General features: G+C 65.0%; 16 protein-coding genes. 6 read left to right on the top strand and 10 right to left on the bottom strand.

The genetic code is table 11. The annotated features are described in order from the left end of the window. Nucleotides 1-6: 6 nt before the first annotated feature. Nucleotides 7-1,854: an aldehyde ferredoxin oxidoreductase family protein gene (locus tag QNJ67_02350; GenBank protein ID MDJ0607790.1), complete on the top strand. Its 1,848-nt coding sequence runs from the start codon at nt 7-9 to the stop codon at nt 1,852-1,854. Between the two features lie 216 nt (nt 1,855-2,070). On the opposite strand, the gene QNJ67_02345 is transcribed toward QNJ67_02350, so the two are convergent. Then, nucleotides 2,071-3,246, bottom strand: coding sequence for an iron-containing alcohol dehydrogenase (locus QNJ67_02345; GenBank protein ID MDJ0607789.1), 1,176 nt, complete (start codon nt 3,244-3,246; stop codon nt 2,071-2,073). Between the two features lie 118 nt (nt 3,247-3,364). Between QNJ67_02345 and QNJ67_02340 the strand changes: the two genes are divergently transcribed. Both QNJ67_02340 and zigA read left to right on the top strand, forming a co-directional pair. Continuing rightward, the gene (locus QNJ67_02340) at nt 3,365-3,583 is read left to right on the top strand and encodes a hypothetical protein (protein ID MDJ0607788.1); all 219 of its coding nucleotides are present in this window, start codon (nt 3,365-3,367) and stop codon (nt 3,581-3,583) included. A gap of 68 nt (nt 3,584-3,651) precedes the next feature. Further along, nucleotides 3,652-4,863, top strand: a complete 1,212-nt coding sequence (zigA, locus tag QNJ67_02335; GenBank protein MDJ0607787.1) for a zinc metallochaperone GTPase ZigA — start codon at nt 3,652-3,654, stop codon at nt 4,861-4,863. 139 nt (nt 4,864-5,002) lie between these two features. Here zigA and QNJ67_02330 read toward each other — a convergent pair whose 3' ends face one another. The 5 genes from QNJ67_02330 to QNJ67_02310 all read right to left on the bottom strand — a co-directional run bounded on the left by QNJ67_02330 (nt 5,003) and on the right by QNJ67_02310 (nt 7,036). After that, nucleotides 5,003-5,455 (bottom strand): hypothetical protein, encoded by a 453-nt coding sequence (locus QNJ67_02330; protein ID MDJ0607786.1) that lies wholly within the window; start codon nt 5,453-5,455, stop codon nt 5,003-5,005. A 138-nt stretch (nt 5,456-5,593) separates the two neighbouring features. After that, nucleotides 5,594-5,917: a hypothetical protein gene (locus QNJ67_02325; GenBank protein ID MDJ0607785.1), complete on the bottom strand. Its 324-nt coding sequence runs from the start codon at nt 5,915-5,917 to the stop codon at nt 5,594-5,596. Nucleotides 5,918-5,963: 46 nt separating this feature from the next. After that, a complete protein-coding gene (locus tag QNJ67_02320; GenBank protein ID MDJ0607784.1) occupies nt 5,964-6,452 on the bottom strand; it encodes a hypothetical protein in 489 nt (162 codons plus the stop codon). A 29-nt stretch (nt 6,453-6,481) separates the two neighbouring features. Further along, on the bottom strand, nt 6,482-6,766 hold the full coding sequence (locus tag QNJ67_02315) for a hypothetical protein (protein MDJ0607783.1): 285 nt from the start codon (nt 6,764-6,766) through the stop codon (nt 6,482-6,484). Between the two features lie 12 nt (nt 6,767-6,778). After that, nucleotides 6,779-7,036: a MoaD/ThiS family protein gene (locus QNJ67_02310; GenBank protein MDJ0607782.1), complete on the bottom strand. Its 258-nt coding sequence runs from the start codon at nt 7,034-7,036 to the stop codon at nt 6,779-6,781. Between the two features lie 149 nt (nt 7,037-7,185). Between QNJ67_02310 and QNJ67_02305 the strand changes: the two genes are divergently transcribed. The 3 genes from QNJ67_02305 to QNJ67_02295 are packed head-to-tail and all read left to right on the top strand — an operon-like array spanning nt 7,186 to nt 10,678. Further along, entirely contained in the window at nt 7,186-10,083 is a 2,898-nt protein-coding gene (locus QNJ67_02305; GenBank protein ID MDJ0607781.1) for a YdbH domain-containing protein, read from the top strand. Nucleotides 10,084-10,103: 20 nt separating this feature from the next. Then, nucleotides 10,104-10,313, top strand: a complete 210-nt coding sequence (locus tag QNJ67_02300) for a YnbE family lipoprotein (protein ID MDJ0607780.1) — start codon at nt 10,104-10,106, stop codon at nt 10,311-10,313. Nucleotides 10,314-10,336: 23 nt separating this feature from the next. Continuing rightward, on the top strand, nt 10,337-10,678 hold the full coding sequence (locus tag QNJ67_02295; GenBank protein MDJ0607779.1) for a YdbL family protein: 342 nt from the start codon (nt 10,337-10,339) through the stop codon (nt 10,676-10,678). Nucleotides 10,679-10,792: 114 nt separating this feature from the next. Here QNJ67_02295 and QNJ67_02290 read toward each other — a convergent pair whose 3' ends face one another. The 4 genes from QNJ67_02290 to QNJ67_02275 form a co-directional block, all read right to left on the bottom strand. Next, nucleotides 10,793-11,005 carry a hypothetical protein gene (locus QNJ67_02290; protein MDJ0607778.1) on the bottom strand — a complete coding sequence of 71 codons (213 nt, stop codon included), beginning with the start codon at nt 11,003-11,005 and terminating at the stop codon, nt 10,793-10,795. 107 nt (nt 11,006-11,112) lie between these two features. Further along, nucleotides 11,113-12,699, bottom strand: a complete 1,587-nt coding sequence (locus QNJ67_02285; protein MDJ0607777.1) for a SpoVR family protein — start codon at nt 12,697-12,699, stop codon at nt 11,113-11,115. Between the two features lie 31 nt (nt 12,700-12,730). After that, complete coding sequence (locus QNJ67_02280) at nt 12,731-14,050, bottom strand: YeaH/YhbH family protein (GenBank protein MDJ0607776.1); 1,320 nt, start codon at nt 14,048-14,050, stop codon at nt 12,731-12,733. A gap of 12 nt (nt 14,051-14,062) precedes the next feature. Then, complete coding sequence (locus tag QNJ67_02275; protein MDJ0607775.1) at nt 14,063-15,997, bottom strand: PrkA family serine protein kinase; 1,935 nt, start codon at nt 15,995-15,997, stop codon at nt 14,063-14,065. Nucleotides 15,998-16,399: the final 402 nt, after the last annotated feature.

Here is a 16,399-nt window from a genome sequence, read left to right as displayed (position 1 = left end):
TACATCATGGCATGGGCCAAGAAGCTTCTGCGGGTGAACCTCACCAAGGGCACCTGCACGTCCGAGCCGCTCAACATGGAGTGGGCGCATAAGTACCTGGGCCAGCGCGGCCTGGCGACCAAGTATCTGGTCGAGGAGGTCGATCCCAAGGTCGATCCGCTGGCTCCCGAGAACAAGATGATCATGACGACAGGCCCGCTGACCGGCACCTGCGCGTCGACCGCGGGGCGCTACTCCGTGGTCACCAAGGGCGCCCTGACCGGCGCGATCGCCTGCTCCAACTCCGGCGGCTTCTTCGGCAACGAGATGAAGAACGCCGGCTGGGACATGATCATCTTCGAGGGCCGGGCCGCCAATCCGGTCTACCTCCTGCTGCAGGACGACGACGCCGAGCTCATCGATGCCAGCGACATGTGGGGCACGACGGTCTGGGACACCGAGGAGCACATCAAAAAGAAGCACGGCGATCCCATGATCCGGGTCGCCTCGATCGGCGTCTCCGGCGAGAAGGGCGTGAAGTTCGCCTGCGTGGTGAACGACATGCACCGGGCCGCCGGCCGTTCCGGCGTCGGCACGGTGATGGGCTCGAAGAACCTCAAGGCGGTCGCGATCCGCGGCACCAAAGGCGTCACCGTCGAGGACCCCAAGACCTTCCTCGACGCCACCAACAAGGGCAAGGCCGTCCTTGCCGAGAATGCGGTCACCGGCCAGGGCCTGCCGACCTACGGCACCCAGGTGCTGATGAACGTGATCAACGAGGTTGGCGCCCTGCCGACCCGCAACCACCGGGACGTCCAGTTCGAGGGCGCCAACAACATCTCGGCCGAGAAGATGGCCGAGAAGCGGGCCAGCGACGGCAAGGCCAACCTGATCCGCAACGCCGCCTGCTTCGGCTGCACCATCGCCTGCGGCCGGGTCTCGCAGATCGAGCGGACCCACTACACCGTAGTCGACCGGCCGCAGTACCAGATGGCCTCGGGCGGGCTCGAGTACGAGGCGGCCTGGGCCCTGGGCGCGGCGACCGGCGTCGAGGATCTCGACGCGCTGACCTTCGCCAACTTCATCTGCAACGAGCAAGGCATGGACCCCATCTCCTTCGGCGCCACGGTCGGCGCAGCGATGGAGCTCTACGAGATGGGCGTGATCAGCAAGGACCAGACCGGCGGCATCGACCTCAAGTTCGGCAACGAGCGCGCGCTCACCGAGATCGCCGAGCTGACCGGCCGCGGTGAGGGCTTCGGCGCCGAGATCGGCCTGGGCTCCAAGCTGCTGTGCGAGAAGTACGGCCACCCCGAGCTCTCCATGTCGGTCAAGGGCCAGGAGTTCCCGGCCTACGACTCCCGGGGCATCCAGGGCATGGGCCTGACCTACGCGACCTCCAACCGCGGCGCCTGCCACCTGCGCAGCTACACCGTGTCGTCGGAGATCCTGGGCATCCCCGAGAAGACCGATCCCTTGGAGACCGACGGCAAGGCCGGCCTGGTGAAGGCCTTCCAGGACGCCACGGCGGCGGTCGATTCCGCGGGCATCTGCGTCTTCACCACCTTCGCCTGGACCCTGGACGACATCGCGCCCCAGATCGATGCGGCCTGCGAGGGCAACTGGACTACCGACAGCCTGCTGGAAGTGGGCGAGCGGATCTGGAACCTGGAGCGCCAATTCAACCTGGCGGCCGGCTTCACCGGCAAGGACGACAACCTGCCGGCGCGCCTGGTCAAGGACGCGGCCAAGACCGGCCCCGCCGAGGGCAAGGTCAACGGCCTGGCCAAGATGCTGCCCGAGTACTACCAGGTCCGCGGCTGGACCACCGAGGGCGTGCCCTCCAACGAGACCTTGGAGCGGCTGAGCCTGTAAGTAGCGAGCGCCAACAAAGCCCCCTCACCCGGACGTGCGCCGTGTGAGGGGGTTTTGTCTTTGCCGAAACCAACCTGAGCCGCTGCGGCCAAAGGCGACCAAGGTGAAAATGCGGCCGCTGGCGACCCGGGCTTTAGCCGTCATCGACACAGCCGACCGAAACCAGGCGCTCTGACGCCCCGTCGCCCCTTTCACCAACCCTGTGACAACAGGCAGCTACGCCGCCGTGAGCAGTTCGCGGCAGAGGCGCTCCACCTCGGCTCGGTCGAAGTCACGGCAGGTGACCGCGAACATGGGGCGGTTCTCCGGCGTGTCGCAGGCCGCCGCCAGGCGCGCCGCGTCGCAGCCGCTCAGGCCGTCGCCGGCCAGGCTGATCTCTAAGCCAACCTCACGAAGGAAGGCGTCATAGGCCTCGGGCAGAGCCGCGGCCAGGGCGGCATCGCGGCGCCCCCGAGGCTCGAGACCGAAGGCTTCGGCCACCAGCGCATGACGCTCCGGCGTTGCCGCCACATTGCCGCCCAAGGCCACGCGCAACGATAGACCGACCGCGCGTCCGTGATGCACGTGACCCACTGTGCCCAAGGCATGACCCAGACCATGCGCCACCGCACATCCAGTGACCGCGATTGCCGCACCGGCAAGGCAGGCCGCGATCTGCACCTGGCCGCGTGCTTCGAGATCGCTACCGTCCGCCACCGCCCGCGGCAGCCAGCGCCGGATCAGGCCGATGGCCCGCATCGCCGGAGCATCGTTCAGGGTATGCGCCTTGCAGTTGGTCATCGACTCGATGGCATGGACCAGAGCGTCGACGCCGGTCGCCGCCGTCAAAGAGGCCGGCAGGCTGGTCGTGATCTCCGGATCGAGCAGCGCCAGCTTCGGAAAGAGCTCAGGTCCCGAGGCCCAGACCTTTGTGCCGTCGGCGAGCGAGAAGACCGAGACCGCGGTCATTTCCGACCCTGTACCCGAGGTGGTGGGGACTGCAATGACCGGCAGGCCATTGCCGGGGAATGGCTTGATTTCCAGGGCATAGTCGGCCGAGCCCTCCACCACGCCGACAAGAGCGGCAGCCAGCTTACCGACGTCCATGGCCGAACCGCCGCCAAGCGCCACGATGGCATTGGCACCGCAATCTCGCGCCATCTCGGCACAGGCATCGACGTGCCTCTCGCGCGGATCGCTGGCAAGATCGCTGAAGAGCGCCGTCGCATGTCCGGCCTCCTCCAAGCCCTCAATCACGCGTCCCGCCAAGCCGGAGCCGACGGCAAAGGGATCGGCGACCAGCAGCAAGCGCTGCTTGGGGCCGAGCCGCTCTGCGGCTAGCCTGCCAAGGTCATTCAGACGACCCTGACCGAAGGCGACGGGAACGGCTGCGGGCAGATCATAGGACTGCATGACACAAAGGACTCAACTCTTGTTGCGTGGTAAAAATGTAATGTTATAACGTTCTTTATTCTGACACAAAGCACAGCGACGTCCGAGAGCTGGGCTTGGCTAAAGGAGAGGAATTGAGGTGAAGGTAGGTTGGTCGGAAACCGGCCCAGCGGTTCTTTGCTCGGCAACCTTCGCTGGCGGCATCTGCCCGATCAAGCTGCGGCGGGAGCGGCTGTGCGGGAGCTGGTCGAATGGCCTCGCGATGCAGCAACGCATGACCAGACGAGGCATACACAAGCCGGGCATCCACAAACCTGGCATCCGCGAGCCGGATGTCGACGATCCGACCGAGTTCTAGCCCATTGCGCCCAGCCCGACCCCTCTTTGAGCCAGGAGACCCAGGCGTCCATGCCAGTGAGACTTCCGATGTCAGCGAGACTTCCCGTCACCGTCCTGTCCGGCTTTCTCGGCGCAGGCAAGACCACTCTCCTCAACAACGTGCTCAACAACCGCGAGGGTAAGCGCGTCGCGGTCATCATCAACGACATGAGCGAAGTGAACATCGACGCCGATCTCATCCGCGACGGTGGCGCCAATCTAAGCCGCACCGAGGAAACACTCGTCGAGATGACCAATGGCTGCATTTGCTGCACCTTGCGCGACGACCTTCTCAAGGAGGTTCGGCGCCTGGCGCAGGACGGCCGTTTCGACTACCTCCTGATCGAATCCACCGGCATTTCCGAGCCCCTGCCCGTGGCGGCAACCTTCAACTTTCGGACGGAAGACGGCGAGAGCCTCGAGGATGTCTCGCGCCTCGATACGATGGTAACCGTCGTCGACGCCGCGAACCTCCTGCGCGACTACGCCTCTACCGATTTTCTCAAGGACCGGGGCGAGTCGCTGGGCGAGGAAGACAACCGCACGCTGGTCAACCTGCTGGTCGATCAGATCGAGTTTGCCGACCTTGTCATCTTGAACAAGATCGATGCCGCGACGCCCGATCAGCTCGATGCCGCGCGCAAGATCATCCGATCGCTCAATCCCGACGCGGAGCTGATAGAGACCAGCATGTCGCGCGTGCCCCTGGGCAAGGTCCTGAACACCGGCCTGTTCGATCATGACAAGGCTCAGGAGCATCCTCTCTGGTTCAAGGAGCTCTATGGCTTCGCCGAACACAAGCCGGAGACGGAAGAGTATGGCGTGCGCAGCTTCGTGTATCGGGCCCGCTGCCCTTTTCATCCCGAGAAGTTCCACGCCTTTATCAACTCCTCTTGGCCGGGAGTCATCCGCGCCAAGGGGCACTTCTGGCTGGCCACCCGCCCAGACTGGGTCGGCGATTTGAGCCAGGCTGGCGCGCTTGTGCGCCACGAGGCCATGGGGTTCTGGTGGGCGAGCATTCCAAAGGAACGTTGGCCCGATCACCCGGAGTGGCGTCAGCACGTCGCCAGATCCTGGGACCCCGTCTACGGAGACCGCCGCCAGGAAATCGTCTTCATCGGCACCGACATGGACGAGGCCGCGATAAGACGCCGGCTCGATGCCTGCCTCGTCGGCGATGCCGACGCCATGACCATGGACGCGGTCGCCTGGAAGAATCTCAAGGATCCCTTCCCGGTCTGGAAGCGTGCCGAACGTTAGTGATCGCACCGCTTGAGCCTCCAGGGTCGAGCGTACGACAAAGCCCCTCTCCTCCCGGACCCGGGGGCGAGGGCTGCGGAGACTCGGCACGGCGTTCAGCCGGAACGCCTACCCAGATTGTGCAGAATCAGTTGGCCGCTTATGAGCGCTCTTCGTTCTCATCGCGGCGCACGAGAGCGGCTTCGAAGCTCTCGTAGCCAGGCAGGAAGAGAAGGATCGGCAGCAAGAGCCAGAACAACCACTGGTCTTCCGACCACCCCAGATCGAGTTGGCGCTCAACGAGGAAAAGAAGCGAGACCATCGTAAGGGCGGCCACCAGTGTTTGAAGGAAACCCAGCTCGCCGGTCCGTGACCCTCCGTGCCTCTTCAGGAGAGGTCCCATCGCTTTCAGCATCCAGGTCATGGCATAGAACATCGAAACGATGGTGACGCAGGAAAGCACCCATTGGGAGATCGAGTCCGTCTCTAAGGCGAACCACGCAGTCAAAGAGGACGCGACGAGACTGGACGCCAAGGCGACAAGCGCCAGAAAGCCACCAAAGACGAAACTGAGGGCCAGGGACCGCAGCGACGACAGGTCGAAGTTCATCATCGGGTTCATCGCACGGGGCCTCAAGCAATCTCATAGTCACGCTAGGGAGGGAAAGTTAACCGGCCCTTGCGGATGAGGCACTATTCCTCATACCGCAATCCAGCGGATTTGGCCGAAATGGGTTAGTTTCCGAGCGCCTTACACCACCGGCGCGCCGTAGCCGTAGCTGTAGGGGACGGCGCCGGAGAAGGCGACCACGTCGCCGTCCTCGATCACGTGGTAGCTCTTGACCGCGTCACCGAAAATACCCGGCGTAATATCGCGGCCGTTCACCAGGACCAGGAAGAGGTCCTCGCAGGGGATGCCGAGGCGGGCTGCCAGTTCGCCCACGGTCGTGCCCGCCGGCACCGAGAGACGCCACGCCGTGCCACCGCTGTTCGCGTAGCGGATCATGGAGTTGAACAGGCGGACTTCGACCTCGATCGAGGCGTCCTGGGAGTTGTGGCCAATGGTGGCATCCATGGGGCTTGCCCTTAGCCTGCCCCGTTCAGGCCCGCCTTGACCTTGGTCAAAGCGGGGCGGCGCCCTGGCCTTCCAGCGAGTCAGAGTAGCCCAGCTCGACGGCAACCTCCTCAACCTCGGCGGGACTGTAGGGTCCCGACTCGTGCCAACGCGGCAGACTGGAGAGGGGATGAGCAGCGAGGCGCGGGATCGGAAAGAGCGGCAAAAAGCCCAGGATTATCATGCGCCAGGCGAAGGGACGCGGCGGCGTGAGCGCGCGGTAGACGCGCTTTTCCTGACTCAACCTCGGCGCGAGCGCCTTCATGAAGCGGTCGATCCCAGGCGTATACTCCGGAACGACCCAGAGGCGGTCGGGGAAGACGGCAACGAAGAAGGGCTCATGTCCGTGATACAGCTGGTCTTCGTGGCGCACCACGAAGAGCTTCTCGATCGTGCAGCAGTCAACCTCTTCCCTGGCCCGCCCGCCGACGATCAGCCTGGCTCGGCCGCCGGATATCTCGAGCCGGTCGCGGGCCTGAACCTGCCCGCCGTTCATGCGACGCCTCCTGCTCGCAAGAGCCGACCCTATCCCCCACCGCGCTGGTAAGCCTTGTAGAACTGCGCCAGGAAGGCCTCCCGCTCGGCCGCCTCATAGCCGCGGAAGGTAATCGCGATCTCGCAGCGCGGCAGCGACAGGAGGCTGCTGAGGCGTCTGGGTTCGAGCTCTTGCAGCGTGATCGAGAGGCCGCGCTCGGCGTCGCCGACCTCGACCTTGGTGCCCTCGACGCGGTAGTCCAAGCCAGGCAGGGCTCGTTCGAGATCCCGGAGGAAGTCCGCCGGGGTCAGCGCCATGTCCTTGACGACCTGCATGAACGGCGGCGCTCAGCCTCCGGCGACCGGCGGCCAGGCGGCGATGGTGTCGCCCTCCTCGATCGCGTAGCTCGCCCGCTGACCCGGCGGCACGAAGACGCCGTTGATCAGCACGAGGTGGCACTTCTCCGGCGGCACCTTGAACTTTGCGAGCGCCGCCATGACCGTCGCCTCGCCGGGCTCGAGCGTGATCTTGACCGCGTTTTTCTTGGCCGACGGCGGCAGGTAGTCGCCAAGCGAGGCGTAGAGCTTGAGGGTCGCGTTGGTCATCCTCGAGGGTCCGATTGGTCGCGCCGAAGGCCGACAAACTAGCGGCAAATCGAGGGCCCAACAAGCGCGGCCGGACAGGTTGAAAGTAACGCGCCCCGCCCCTCGGTATCGCTTCGTGACGGCCGGCGGACTTGCTAAGCTCCGGCCCCATGAAGCGCCCTCTCGTTACCGGGTCCGCGCTTGCCCTCGGCCTTCTCGTCCTGGCGCTGGCGGCCCTGGTGGCCTACCGGACCAACGTCGCCCAGTGGTGGCTCAGCGACCAGCTGACCGAGCGCGGCTTCGCCTTCGCCAGCCTCGAGGTGACGGCGCTGGGGCTCGGCGAGGCGCGGATCAGCGGGATCACCGCGGGCCGCGACCGGGAACTCCAGGTCGAGGACGTGACGCTGACCTACCGCTGGCCGGAACTCTTCACCGGCCGTTTCGCCGGGGTCTCGGTCGACGGACTGACCCTGAGCCTCGACCTGACCGGCCGGGGTCCGCCGCTGGGCAGCCTGGACGAGGTCTTCGGCCCGCTCCTGACCGAGACCGGCGCCGAGGGTCCGCCGGGAGATCTGCCGGATATCGCGGTCCGCAACGCCAAGGTGGTCGCCCGCACACGGATCGGCCCCGTGGTCCTGACCGCCGACGGCCGGCTCGGCCCGGTCGGCGGGGCGGGCACGCCGGGCAGCTTCGACTTCTCCGTCGCCGGAGACCAGGGCCGGATCACCGGGCTGCTGGACTTCACGATCGACGCCGCGAGCCGCGTGGACGGCCGCTTCGTCCTGCGCCCCGGGTCCCTGACCTGGCCCGTCGTCGGACTCGAGCTCGCGGTCGCCGGCGGGTCGATCGATTTCCGTAGCAGTAGGGAAACCCTGGAGCGGTTCGAGGGTGATCTCGACCTCGAAGCGTTCAATCTGGGGGGCAAGGAATTCGGCGCCGGCTCGCTCGCGGTGCAATTGCGGGACGAGGCCTTCAGCCTGACCGGGTCCCACGGCGGCGACCCACGTTACGGCAGCGGCTTCGAACTCAATCTGGTCGTGGAGGATTGGATCCGGGCGCCTCGGTTGGACGCCGCCTTTCGCTTGGGCGCGGATGTCGGTGATCTGCCCTGGCAGCTCCTGCCCCTGCAGGCGGCCGGACTGGTCGAGCCGACCAATGGACGGACCGGGCTGGCTCTCTCCGTCGCGGGAAAGCTGGCGCCCCTGTCCGCCTTGCCCCAGGGCCTCGCCGACCCGAAGAGTCTGCTGCGCCAGCTGGAGCTGGAGGTCGGACTCGATATCCGCTTGTCCGACTGGGTCCTGCCCGATCAAGTCGAGGCCTTCGACGCGAACTTTCCCCTGGTGGCGCGCCTCAGCGGCGGCCGGATCGAAGCCAAATTGGACGGACGCGCAGCGCTACGCGACGCCGTCCCGGTCGAGGCGCTGATCGACAAGGCCCGCCTGCCCCGCCAGCTCCTCGGGCATGAGCTTGTCTTCAGGCTGGGCGGCGTCGACGACGAAGTCTTCGAACTGCGCGCCGACCTGACCCAGCCGAACCCAGCGCTGAACCTGCACGGCAGCTTGTCCATCGTGGCGCCCGGCCGCCTGAGCGCGCTGCTGAGCGGGGACGCGCGGCTCGACCAGGACGCCGGCGCCCTCGGTCTCTCGTTCGACAAACTCGCGGCGCGGATCCGCAGCGCCGACCTGCGCGGGTTGCCGCTGGGCGCCCTCGACGCGGCGGGCCGTCTGACCGGCCGGGTCGGCGCAACCGGCCAGCTGGTCACGCTGGCGCTGGACGCGCTGGAGCTCGAGGTCGAACGGGAAGCCGAAGAGCCCTTGCTCGTCACCGCCAGCTCGGGCACGGCGCGGTTCGACAGCGGATCGCAGACGCTCGCCTTCGAGGCATGGCGCCTCGCGCTGCCGGAGCCAGCCCTCGCGCTGTCGGGACTCTCGGCCACCATCCCCTTGGCGGCGGAGCCGGCCCGGCCGATCGCTTTCACGATCGATACGGTCGAGGACAGCGGCGCGGCGCCGCGCTTCGCCCCCGCCCGCCTGGAAGGCGAAGTTGCGCCGGACGGCGAGGTCTACCGCTTCTCCGCCGAGCTCGCCGGTCCGCCGGCCGCGGCCCCCCTGGTCCTTTCGGGTGTCCACGATCCGGCCAATCAGAGCGGCCGCCTGCGTCTGGCGCCGAAGACTCTGACCTTCGACCCCAATGGACTTCAGCCTGGCGACCTCTCGCCGCGGCTGGCCGTTCTGGAGAAGGCCGCCGGTCGGGCCGAGGTGGAGGGCGAACTCACCTGGGGACCGTCCGGCCCGCAGGGTGCGGTCTCGCTGACGCTCGAAGACCTCTCCTTCGAAGCGGAGGGCACGGCGGTCGCCGGGCTCGGCCTCGGCCTGACCCTGTCGCCCCTGCTCCCGGCGGTCGGCAGCCCGCCCGCTCAGCTTCTGGTCGCCGGGCGGATCGAGCAGGCGGTGCCCGTAACGGACCTCCGGGTCGCGTTTCGCGTTCTGCCCCAGGAGCCGGCCGCGGTCCTAATCGAACAGGCGGACTTCGCGGCGATGGGCGGCCGTTTCAGGGTCTCCGATACCCTCTGGGTGCTCGACCGCCCCGAGCAGGAGGCGGTGATCCAGGTTCTCGGCCTCGATCTCGAGACGCTGCTCGACCGGCTCAAGCTCGAAGGCCTCGAGGGCAACGGCGAGATCGTCGGGCAGATCCCGGTTCGGATCGAGGATGGCGCGGTCATCGTGGCAGACGCCGCGCTGCGGGCCCAACGGCCCGGCCGTCTTCGGTTCAAATCGGAGGCCGCGGCCGAGATGCTGCGGGCGGGCGGCGAGCCGGTCCAGCTCCTCCTGCAGGCCTTGGAGGACTTCCGTTACGACACGCTGACGCTCGCTGGAACCAAGGACGCGTCAAACGAGATCGAGATCGCGCTGAAGCTGCTCGGCAACAACCCGGCGGTGCTCGAGGGTCATCCCTTCGAGTTCAACATCAACCTGACCGGCAACATCGGCCCGATCCTGGAGGCACTGGCCCAAGGCTCGGAAGTTTCCGGAGAGGCGCTGCGCCGTTCGTGGAGACTTCGACGCTAGGACTCGTATAAGATAGCAACATGGACAGGACGACAGTGTGCGCCCGTGCGGCGGCGCCTTCGCTTATCTTGATCGCTCTTTGTCTCGCGGCCTGCCAGCCGACCGTGAAGGTCGAGGCGCCCAAGGAACCGATCACCATCAACCTGAACATCAAGCTCGATGCCGAGGTCAGGCTCAAGCTGGAAGAGCAGGCCAAGGAAGACATCGAGGAGAACCCCAAGATCTTCTGAATCACGAGAAGCGAACCCTCGCCATGGCGCCCTCGATACACTCCAGACGATACTTCCTGACCGCAGTGGCGGCGGCGAGCCTCCTGCCCGCCATGACGGTGCTCGCCGCCGACGATCTCAACGCGCTGCGGCGGGCCGGAGCCGTCGGCGAACGCTACGACGGTTTCCTCGTAGCCCGCGACGGCGGCGCCCGCGCGACGGTCGACTCGATCAACGCTCAGAGACGCAAGATTTACGAGAAGCGGGCGAAGGACGCCGGCGTCGCGCTGGAGCAGATCGGCCGGGTCTATGCCGAGCAGATCATGAAGGACGCGCCGAGGGGCACCTACTTTCTCCAGGAGAGCGGCCAGTGGGTTCAGAAGTAGCGCCGCTGGCTCCCTGTCAGGCCCGGGTCGTTTAGAGCGGATTCACCGGGTTTGATGGATCGCCTCCGGCGATTCAGTCAAACTCGGATCTGCTCTAGGAATCGCCCACTTCGACTACTTGCCCTTCTCGGGAGACGACGGGCAGGTCCCATCCTCCAGGCGGTCCTGCCGCACCGTGGCGTTGCAGGTCCAGTCCAAGGCCTGATTGGTGTAGCTGTCCTCGCCCTGGGAGATATTGTCGGCAACGATCGCCGCGAGGCCGACGCCGACAACGGCGCAGCCGGGCAGCCATAAGACAATCGCAATGACCGCCAGAAATCGCGCCAAGCCTGTCCCCCTCCAGCCTTACCGCCCCAGCATGACAGGCCGAGCGTCCGCCGATTGTGTCAAAATTCGGGCTGCGGGAGGGGCAAACGCGTTCGGTGACCCGCGGCTCAGCTCTTCTTGTCGGATTTTTCGTCGGAACCGTTCACGGTCGAGACCTGATAGTGGATCCGGCCGGCTTCCCGGTCGACCCCGCTCAGGCTGACGTCGTAGCCCCAGAGCCGGCGGATATGCTTCAGCACCTCGTCGCGGCCCTTCTGTTCGAGCGGCACGCCGTCGCGCAGGGTGTGCTGCAGGCGCAGCTTGCGGTCGCCGCGCAGGTCGACGTCGGCGACCTGGATGTCGGGCTCGCAGTAGGCGAGATCGTAGGAACGGGCCAGCGCCGCGCGGACATCGCGGAAACCGCGTTCATCATGGATGTCGGAAACGGTGTAATGGGTGTCCTTGGCATCGTCGACCAGCACGAAGAGCCGCATCTTCCGCATCAGGTGCGGGCTTAGGTACTGCTTGATGAAGGACTCGTCGCGGTAGTTCGCCCAGGCGTCCTTGAGCGTGCCGCGCCAATCGCCGCAGCCGGCGATCTCCGGGAACCAGTCGCGGTCCTCGTCGCTCGGCTCGAGGCAGATGCGCTTGATGTCCTCCATCATGGCGTAGCCCAGGGCATAGGGATTGATGCCGGAGAAGCGGCGGTCGTCGAAGCCCGGCTGAAAGACCACGTTGGAATGGGTGTGGAGGATCTCCAGCATGGCGCCTTCGGGTATGCGGCCCATCTCATAGAGACGGTTGACGATGTAGTGGTGGACGAAGGTGGCGCAACCCTCGTTCATCACCTTGGTCTGGCGCTGGGGATAGAAGTATTGCGCGATGTGGCGCACGATGCGCAGCACTTCGCGCTCCCAAGGCTCCAGCACCGGGCTGTTCTTCTCCAGGAAATAGAGCAGGTTCTCCTCGGGCAGCTTGAGCTTCTTCTTGCGCTCCTCGAGCGCCAGCTCTTCGGCGTTGGCCGCGTCCTGGCCGGGCTTCTGCGGCACGGTGCGCCAGAGGTCGTTGAAGGTTTTCTGTTCGTAGTCGCGCCTTTCCTGCTCGCGCCGCGCCTGCTCTTTTAGGTTCGGCTTGGGCCGGCGGCGATAGCGGAAGACACCCTGGTCCATCAGCGCGTGGGCGGCATCGAGGATCTCCTCGACCGCCGCGGAGCCGTGGTTCTCCTCGCACTTGGTGATATAGCGCTTGGCGAACTCGAGATAGTCGAGAATACCCTCGGCGTCGGTCCACTGCTTGAAGAGATAGTTGTTCTTGAAGAAGTGGTTATGGCCGAAGGCCGCGTGCGCCATCACCAGCGCCTGCACCGCCATGGTGCTGTCTTCCATGTTGTAGCTGATGCAGGGGTTGGAGTTGATGACGATCTCGTAGGCCAGGCCCTGGTAGCCCTTCTGATAAAGCTGCTCTTCGCGCACGAAGCGCTTGCCGAAGGACCAGTGCTGGTACATCAGCGGCATGCCGATTGAGCTGTAGGCGTCGAGCATCTGCTCGGAAGAGATCACCTCGACCTGGTTCGGGTAGACGTCGAGGCCGAGATCCTCGAGCGCCACCTCCTCGATCGCCTCGTAGGTCCGCGCCATGGTCTCGAAGGTCCAGGACGAGCCCTCGAAGAGATAGGCGTTCTTCGGCTTCTTCGTTCTCGCCGCGGCAGCAGCCATTCCTCGTCCTCCCTCTAGGCGGCGTGGCCGCTCAGGCCTCGACCTTGGTGCGGGCGAAGAGCTCGCGGAACACCGGATAGATGTCGCCCGGCCCGGCGATACGCTTCATGGCGAAGTTGTCCCAGGCCTGGCCGACGCTGCGGTAGGCCTGCCACAGGGCCGTTCCCTTGTCGGGATCGCGGAACAGCTCCATCTCCCGCTCGTCGAGGATCTCGACGTAGGCGTAGTACTGGCTGACCGGCATGATCTCGTTTTGCAGCAGGTCTATGCAGCGCTCGGCGTCGCCGGAGAAGTTGTCCCCGTCGGAAGCCTGGGCCGTGTAGATGTTCCATTCACCGGCGAGGTAGCGCTCGCTCTGCACCCGCAGCATCTCGCGCAGAGCCGAACTGACCACGGTGCCGCCAGTCTCGCGACTGTAGAAGAAGGTCTCCTCGTCGACCTCCTGGGCTTCGTGGGTATGGCGCACGAACACCAGGTCGATCCGCTCGTAGCGCCGCTTCAGGAACATGTGCAGCAGGATGAAGAAGCGCTTGGCGAGGTCCTTTTCCCGTTCGCCCATGGAGCCAGAGACGTCCATCAGACAGAACATCACCGCGTTGGTGTTGGGCTCCGGCGTAACGTCGAAGCGGTTGTAGCGGATGTCGAAGGGGTCGACGAAGGGAATCGCCCGGCGCCGCTGGTCGAGCTCCTCGAGCTGCTTGTGCAGCGCCGTGATCCACTGGCGCTCCTCCGGGGTCAGGTCCGACTTCGCCTCGAGATCGAAGATCCGTTTCTCCAGCGCGCGCCGCTGCTCGTCCGAGGGGCGCCCGAGCGCGAGCCGCCGGCCGAAGCTGTTGCGCATGGTCTTCAGCACGTTGATGTTCGTCGGCGACCCCAGGGTAGAGTAGCCGGCGCGGTGCGGCCGCAGGTTGCAGATCTCCTTGAGGTTGGTCTTGACCAGGTCGGGCAGCTCCAGGTCCTCGAAGAAGAGGTCCATGAACTCCTCGCGCGACAGGACGAAACGGAACTCGTCCTCGCCGTCGCCGGAATCGGTCGCCTTCTTGCCGCCTTCGCCCTCGCCGCCCTGGGGCGGCTTGGGGATGCGCTCGCCGGCGTTGAACTCCTTGTTGCCGGGCAGAATGCGCTGGCGGTGACCGCCGATCGGCGAATGGTGCAGGCGCGGCTCGGCGATGCTCTTGGAGGGGATCGAGACGGTCTCGCCGCTGGAGATGTCGGTGACGTGACGCTCCTTGACGGTCTTGTCGACCACCTCCTTGATCTGGGCGCGCGCCCGCTTCATGAAGCGCTGGCGGTTCCCCAGGCTCTTCTGCTTGGGGTTGAGCCGGCGGTCTATGAAGTGGGGAGCGCTCATCTCGGTCTCCGATCAGCCTGCCTTGTTGACCCGCATGTACCACTCGACCAGGCGCCGGACCTGGCGCTCGGTATAGCCACGGCTGACCATGCGGGACAGGAACTCCTTGTGCTGCTTATCGGTCGAGCTGTCCTTCTTGGTGCCGAAGCTGATCACTGGCAGCAGGTCCTCGACCTGGCTGAACATGCGCTTCTCGATCACCTCGCGCAGCTTCTCGTAGCTGGTCCACGAGGGATTCTGGCCCTCGTTGTTGGCCCGGGCGCGCAGCGCGAACTTGACCACCTCGTTGCGGAAGTCCTTGGGATTGGCGATTCCTGCGGGCTTCTCGATCTTGGACAGCTCGGCGTCCAGGATCTCGCGGTTGAAGATCTGCCCGGTATCGGGATCCTTGTAGTCCTGCTCCTCGATCCAGGCATCGGCGTAGGCGATGTAGCGGTCGAAGAGGTTCTGGCCGTACTCGGTGTAGGATTCCAGGTAGGCCTTCTGGATCTCGTGACCGATGAACTCGGCGTAGCGCGGCGCGAGCTCCGACTTGATGAAGTCGAGGTAGGACGATTCGACGTCGTCGGGGAACTGCTCGCGCTTGATCGAGCGCTCCAGCACGTACATCAGGTGCACCGGATCGGCGGCGATCTCATCGGTGTCGAAGTTGAAGGTCTCCGAGAGAACCTTGAAGGCGAACCGCGTGCTGACGCCGGTCATGCCTTCGTCGACGCCGGCCACCTCGTGGTACTCCTGCGCGGAGCGCGCCTTGGGATCGGTGTCCTTCAGGTTCTCGCCGTCATATACCCGCAGCTTGGAGAACAGCGCCGAGTTCTCATGTTCCAGCAGGCGCGTCAGGCAGCTGAAGCGGCTCAGCATGATCAGCGTCTCGGGCGCGCACTTGGCCTCCGAGAGCTCGCTATCGCGCAGCAGCTTGTCGTAGATCTGCGCTTCCTCGGTCACCCGCAGGCAGTAGGGCACCTTGACCACGCAGATCCGGTCGAGGAAGGCCTCGTTGTTCTTGTTGCCCTTGAACTGCTGCCACTCGGCCTCGTTCGAGTGGGCCAGCACGATGCCCTGGAACGGGAAGGCGCCAAAGTATTCGGTGCCCAGATAGTTGCCTTCCTGGGTCGCGGTCAGCAGCGGGTGCAACACCTTGATCGGCGCCTTGAACATCTCGACGAACTCGAGCAGGCCCTGGGTCGTGCGATTGAGCCCGCCGGAGAAGCTGTAGGCGTCCGGGTCGTTCTGGCTGTAGTGCTCGAGCTTGCGAATGTCGATCTTGCCGACCAGCGAGGAGATGTCCTGGTTGTTCTCGTCGCCGGGCTCGGTCTTGGCGATGCCGATCTGCCGCAGCTTCGACGGCATCATCCGCACCACGTTGAACTTTGAGATGTCGCCGCCGAGCTCGTCGAGGCGCTTGATCGCCCACGGCGACAAGAGGCCGGTCAAGCGGCGGCGCGCGATCCCGTACTTGTCATCCAGGAGGTCGCCCATGCGCGCCGGATCGAACAGGCCGAGCGGAGATTCGAAGATCGGGCTGACCTGGTCGCCGGCCTTCAGCACGAAGATCGGCTCCTTCTCCATCAGGTACTTCAGCCGTTCGGCCAGCGAGGACTTGCCGCCGCCGACCGGGCCCAGGAGGTAGAGGATCTGCTTGCGCTCCTCGAGGCCCTGCGCGGCGTACTGGAAGTACCCGACGATCCGCTCGATCGTGTCTTCCATGCCGTAAAAGCCGTCGAAGGCCTTGTAGCGCTTGAAGGTGCGGTTCATGAAGATCCGGCCCAGGCGCTCGTCGGTCGAGGAGTCGATCAGCTCGGGCTCGCCGATTGCCGATACCATGCGTTCGGCCGCGTTGGCGTACCACAGAGGGTTGTCGCGGCATCCGAGAAGATAGTCTTGCAGAGACATCTCCTCCTGCTTGGTCTCGTCGTAGATTTCGGCGTAGAGATCAAAGACATCCATGGTGCGGTCTTCCTCGGATCTTCAGCGAGATATGAATGAACGCTAAGCGAATAGGGTTAACGGGACGTTTAAAAACCAGGAGAAGCCAACACAAATGTACTATTGGAACGCGGAGTGCTTCCGGCTTCGCGCCCACTTCCCGCCCGCCATGCGTGTAGAGGTCTTGTCTTGACCTTCTTGCTCGACAAATTCAGAAATCAAATTGAGAAGAAATTGGAGCAAGAATCAGAATAGAAGAAAAATTGTCTTGCAATAACCGTAGTACACAATCGTAAAAAACAAACTAAATATTCCGGCTTTCAAACGTTTGACGCATAATTTCTTTTGGGGAATCTGAGAGGGCATCCGTGCCGTGCCTTCCCTCAACCCACCGCCCTAGGAGTTTCGTTGCGGGCGGCCGGC

The organism is Kiloniellales bacterium (genome assembly GCA_030064845.1).
GTDB lineage: Bacteria > Pseudomonadota > Alphaproteobacteria > Kiloniellales > JAKSDN01 > JASJEC01.
This window is presented reverse-complemented; position numbering and strand designations above follow the sequence as displayed.

Excerpts from the sequence above, each read along its gene's own strand:
- QNJ67_02310 (MDJ0607782.1), bottom strand. The coding sequence starts at position 7,036 with ATGACCAACGCGACCCTCAAGCTCTACGCCTCGCTTGGCGACTACCTG.
- QNJ67_02345 (MDJ0607789.1), bottom strand. The coding sequence starts at position 3,246 with ATGCAGTCCTATGATCTGCCCGCAGCCGTTCCCGTCGCCTTCGGTCAG.
- QNJ67_02300 (MDJ0607780.1), top strand. The coding sequence starts at position 10,104 with ATGGACAGGACGACAGTGTGCGCCCGTGCGGCGGCGCCTTCGCTTATC.
- QNJ67_02295 (MDJ0607779.1), top strand. The coding sequence starts at position 10,337 with ATGGCGCCCTCGATACACTCCAGACGATACTTCCTGACCGCAGTGGCG.
- QNJ67_02280 (MDJ0607776.1), bottom strand. The coding sequence starts at position 14,050 with ATGAGCGCTCCCCACTTCATAGACCGCCGGCTCAACCCCAAGCAGAAG.
- QNJ67_02330 (MDJ0607786.1), bottom strand. The coding sequence starts at position 5,455 with ATGATGAACTTCGACCTGTCGTCGCTGCGGTCCCTGGCCCTCAGTTTC.
- QNJ67_02315 (MDJ0607783.1), bottom strand. The coding sequence starts at position 6,766 with ATGCAGGTCGTCAAGGACATGGCGCTGACCCCGGCGGACTTCCTCCGG.
- QNJ67_02305 (MDJ0607781.1), top strand. The coding sequence starts at position 7,186 with ATGAAGCGCCCTCTCGTTACCGGGTCCGCGCTTGCCCTCGGCCTTCTC.
- zigA (MDJ0607787.1), top strand. The coding sequence starts at position 3,652 with ATGTCAGCGAGACTTCCCGTCACCGTCCTGTCCGGCTTTCTCGGCGCA.
- QNJ67_02320 (MDJ0607784.1), bottom strand. The coding sequence starts at position 6,452 with ATGAACGGCGGGCAGGTTCAGGCCCGCGACCGGCTCGAGATATCCGGC.
- QNJ67_02325 (MDJ0607785.1), bottom strand. The coding sequence starts at position 5,917 with ATGGATGCCACCATTGGCCACAACTCCCAGGACGCCTCGATCGAGGTC.
- QNJ67_02350 (MDJ0607790.1), top strand. The coding sequence starts at position 7 with ATGGCATGGGCCAAGAAGCTTCTGCGGGTGAACCTCACCAAGGGCACC.
- QNJ67_02285 (MDJ0607777.1), bottom strand. The coding sequence starts at position 12,699 with ATGGCTGCTGCCGCGGCGAGAACGAAGAAGCCGAAGAACGCCTATCTC.
- QNJ67_02275 (MDJ0607775.1), bottom strand. The coding sequence starts at position 15,997 with ATGGATGTCTTTGATCTCTACGCCGAAATCTACGACGAGACCAAGCAG.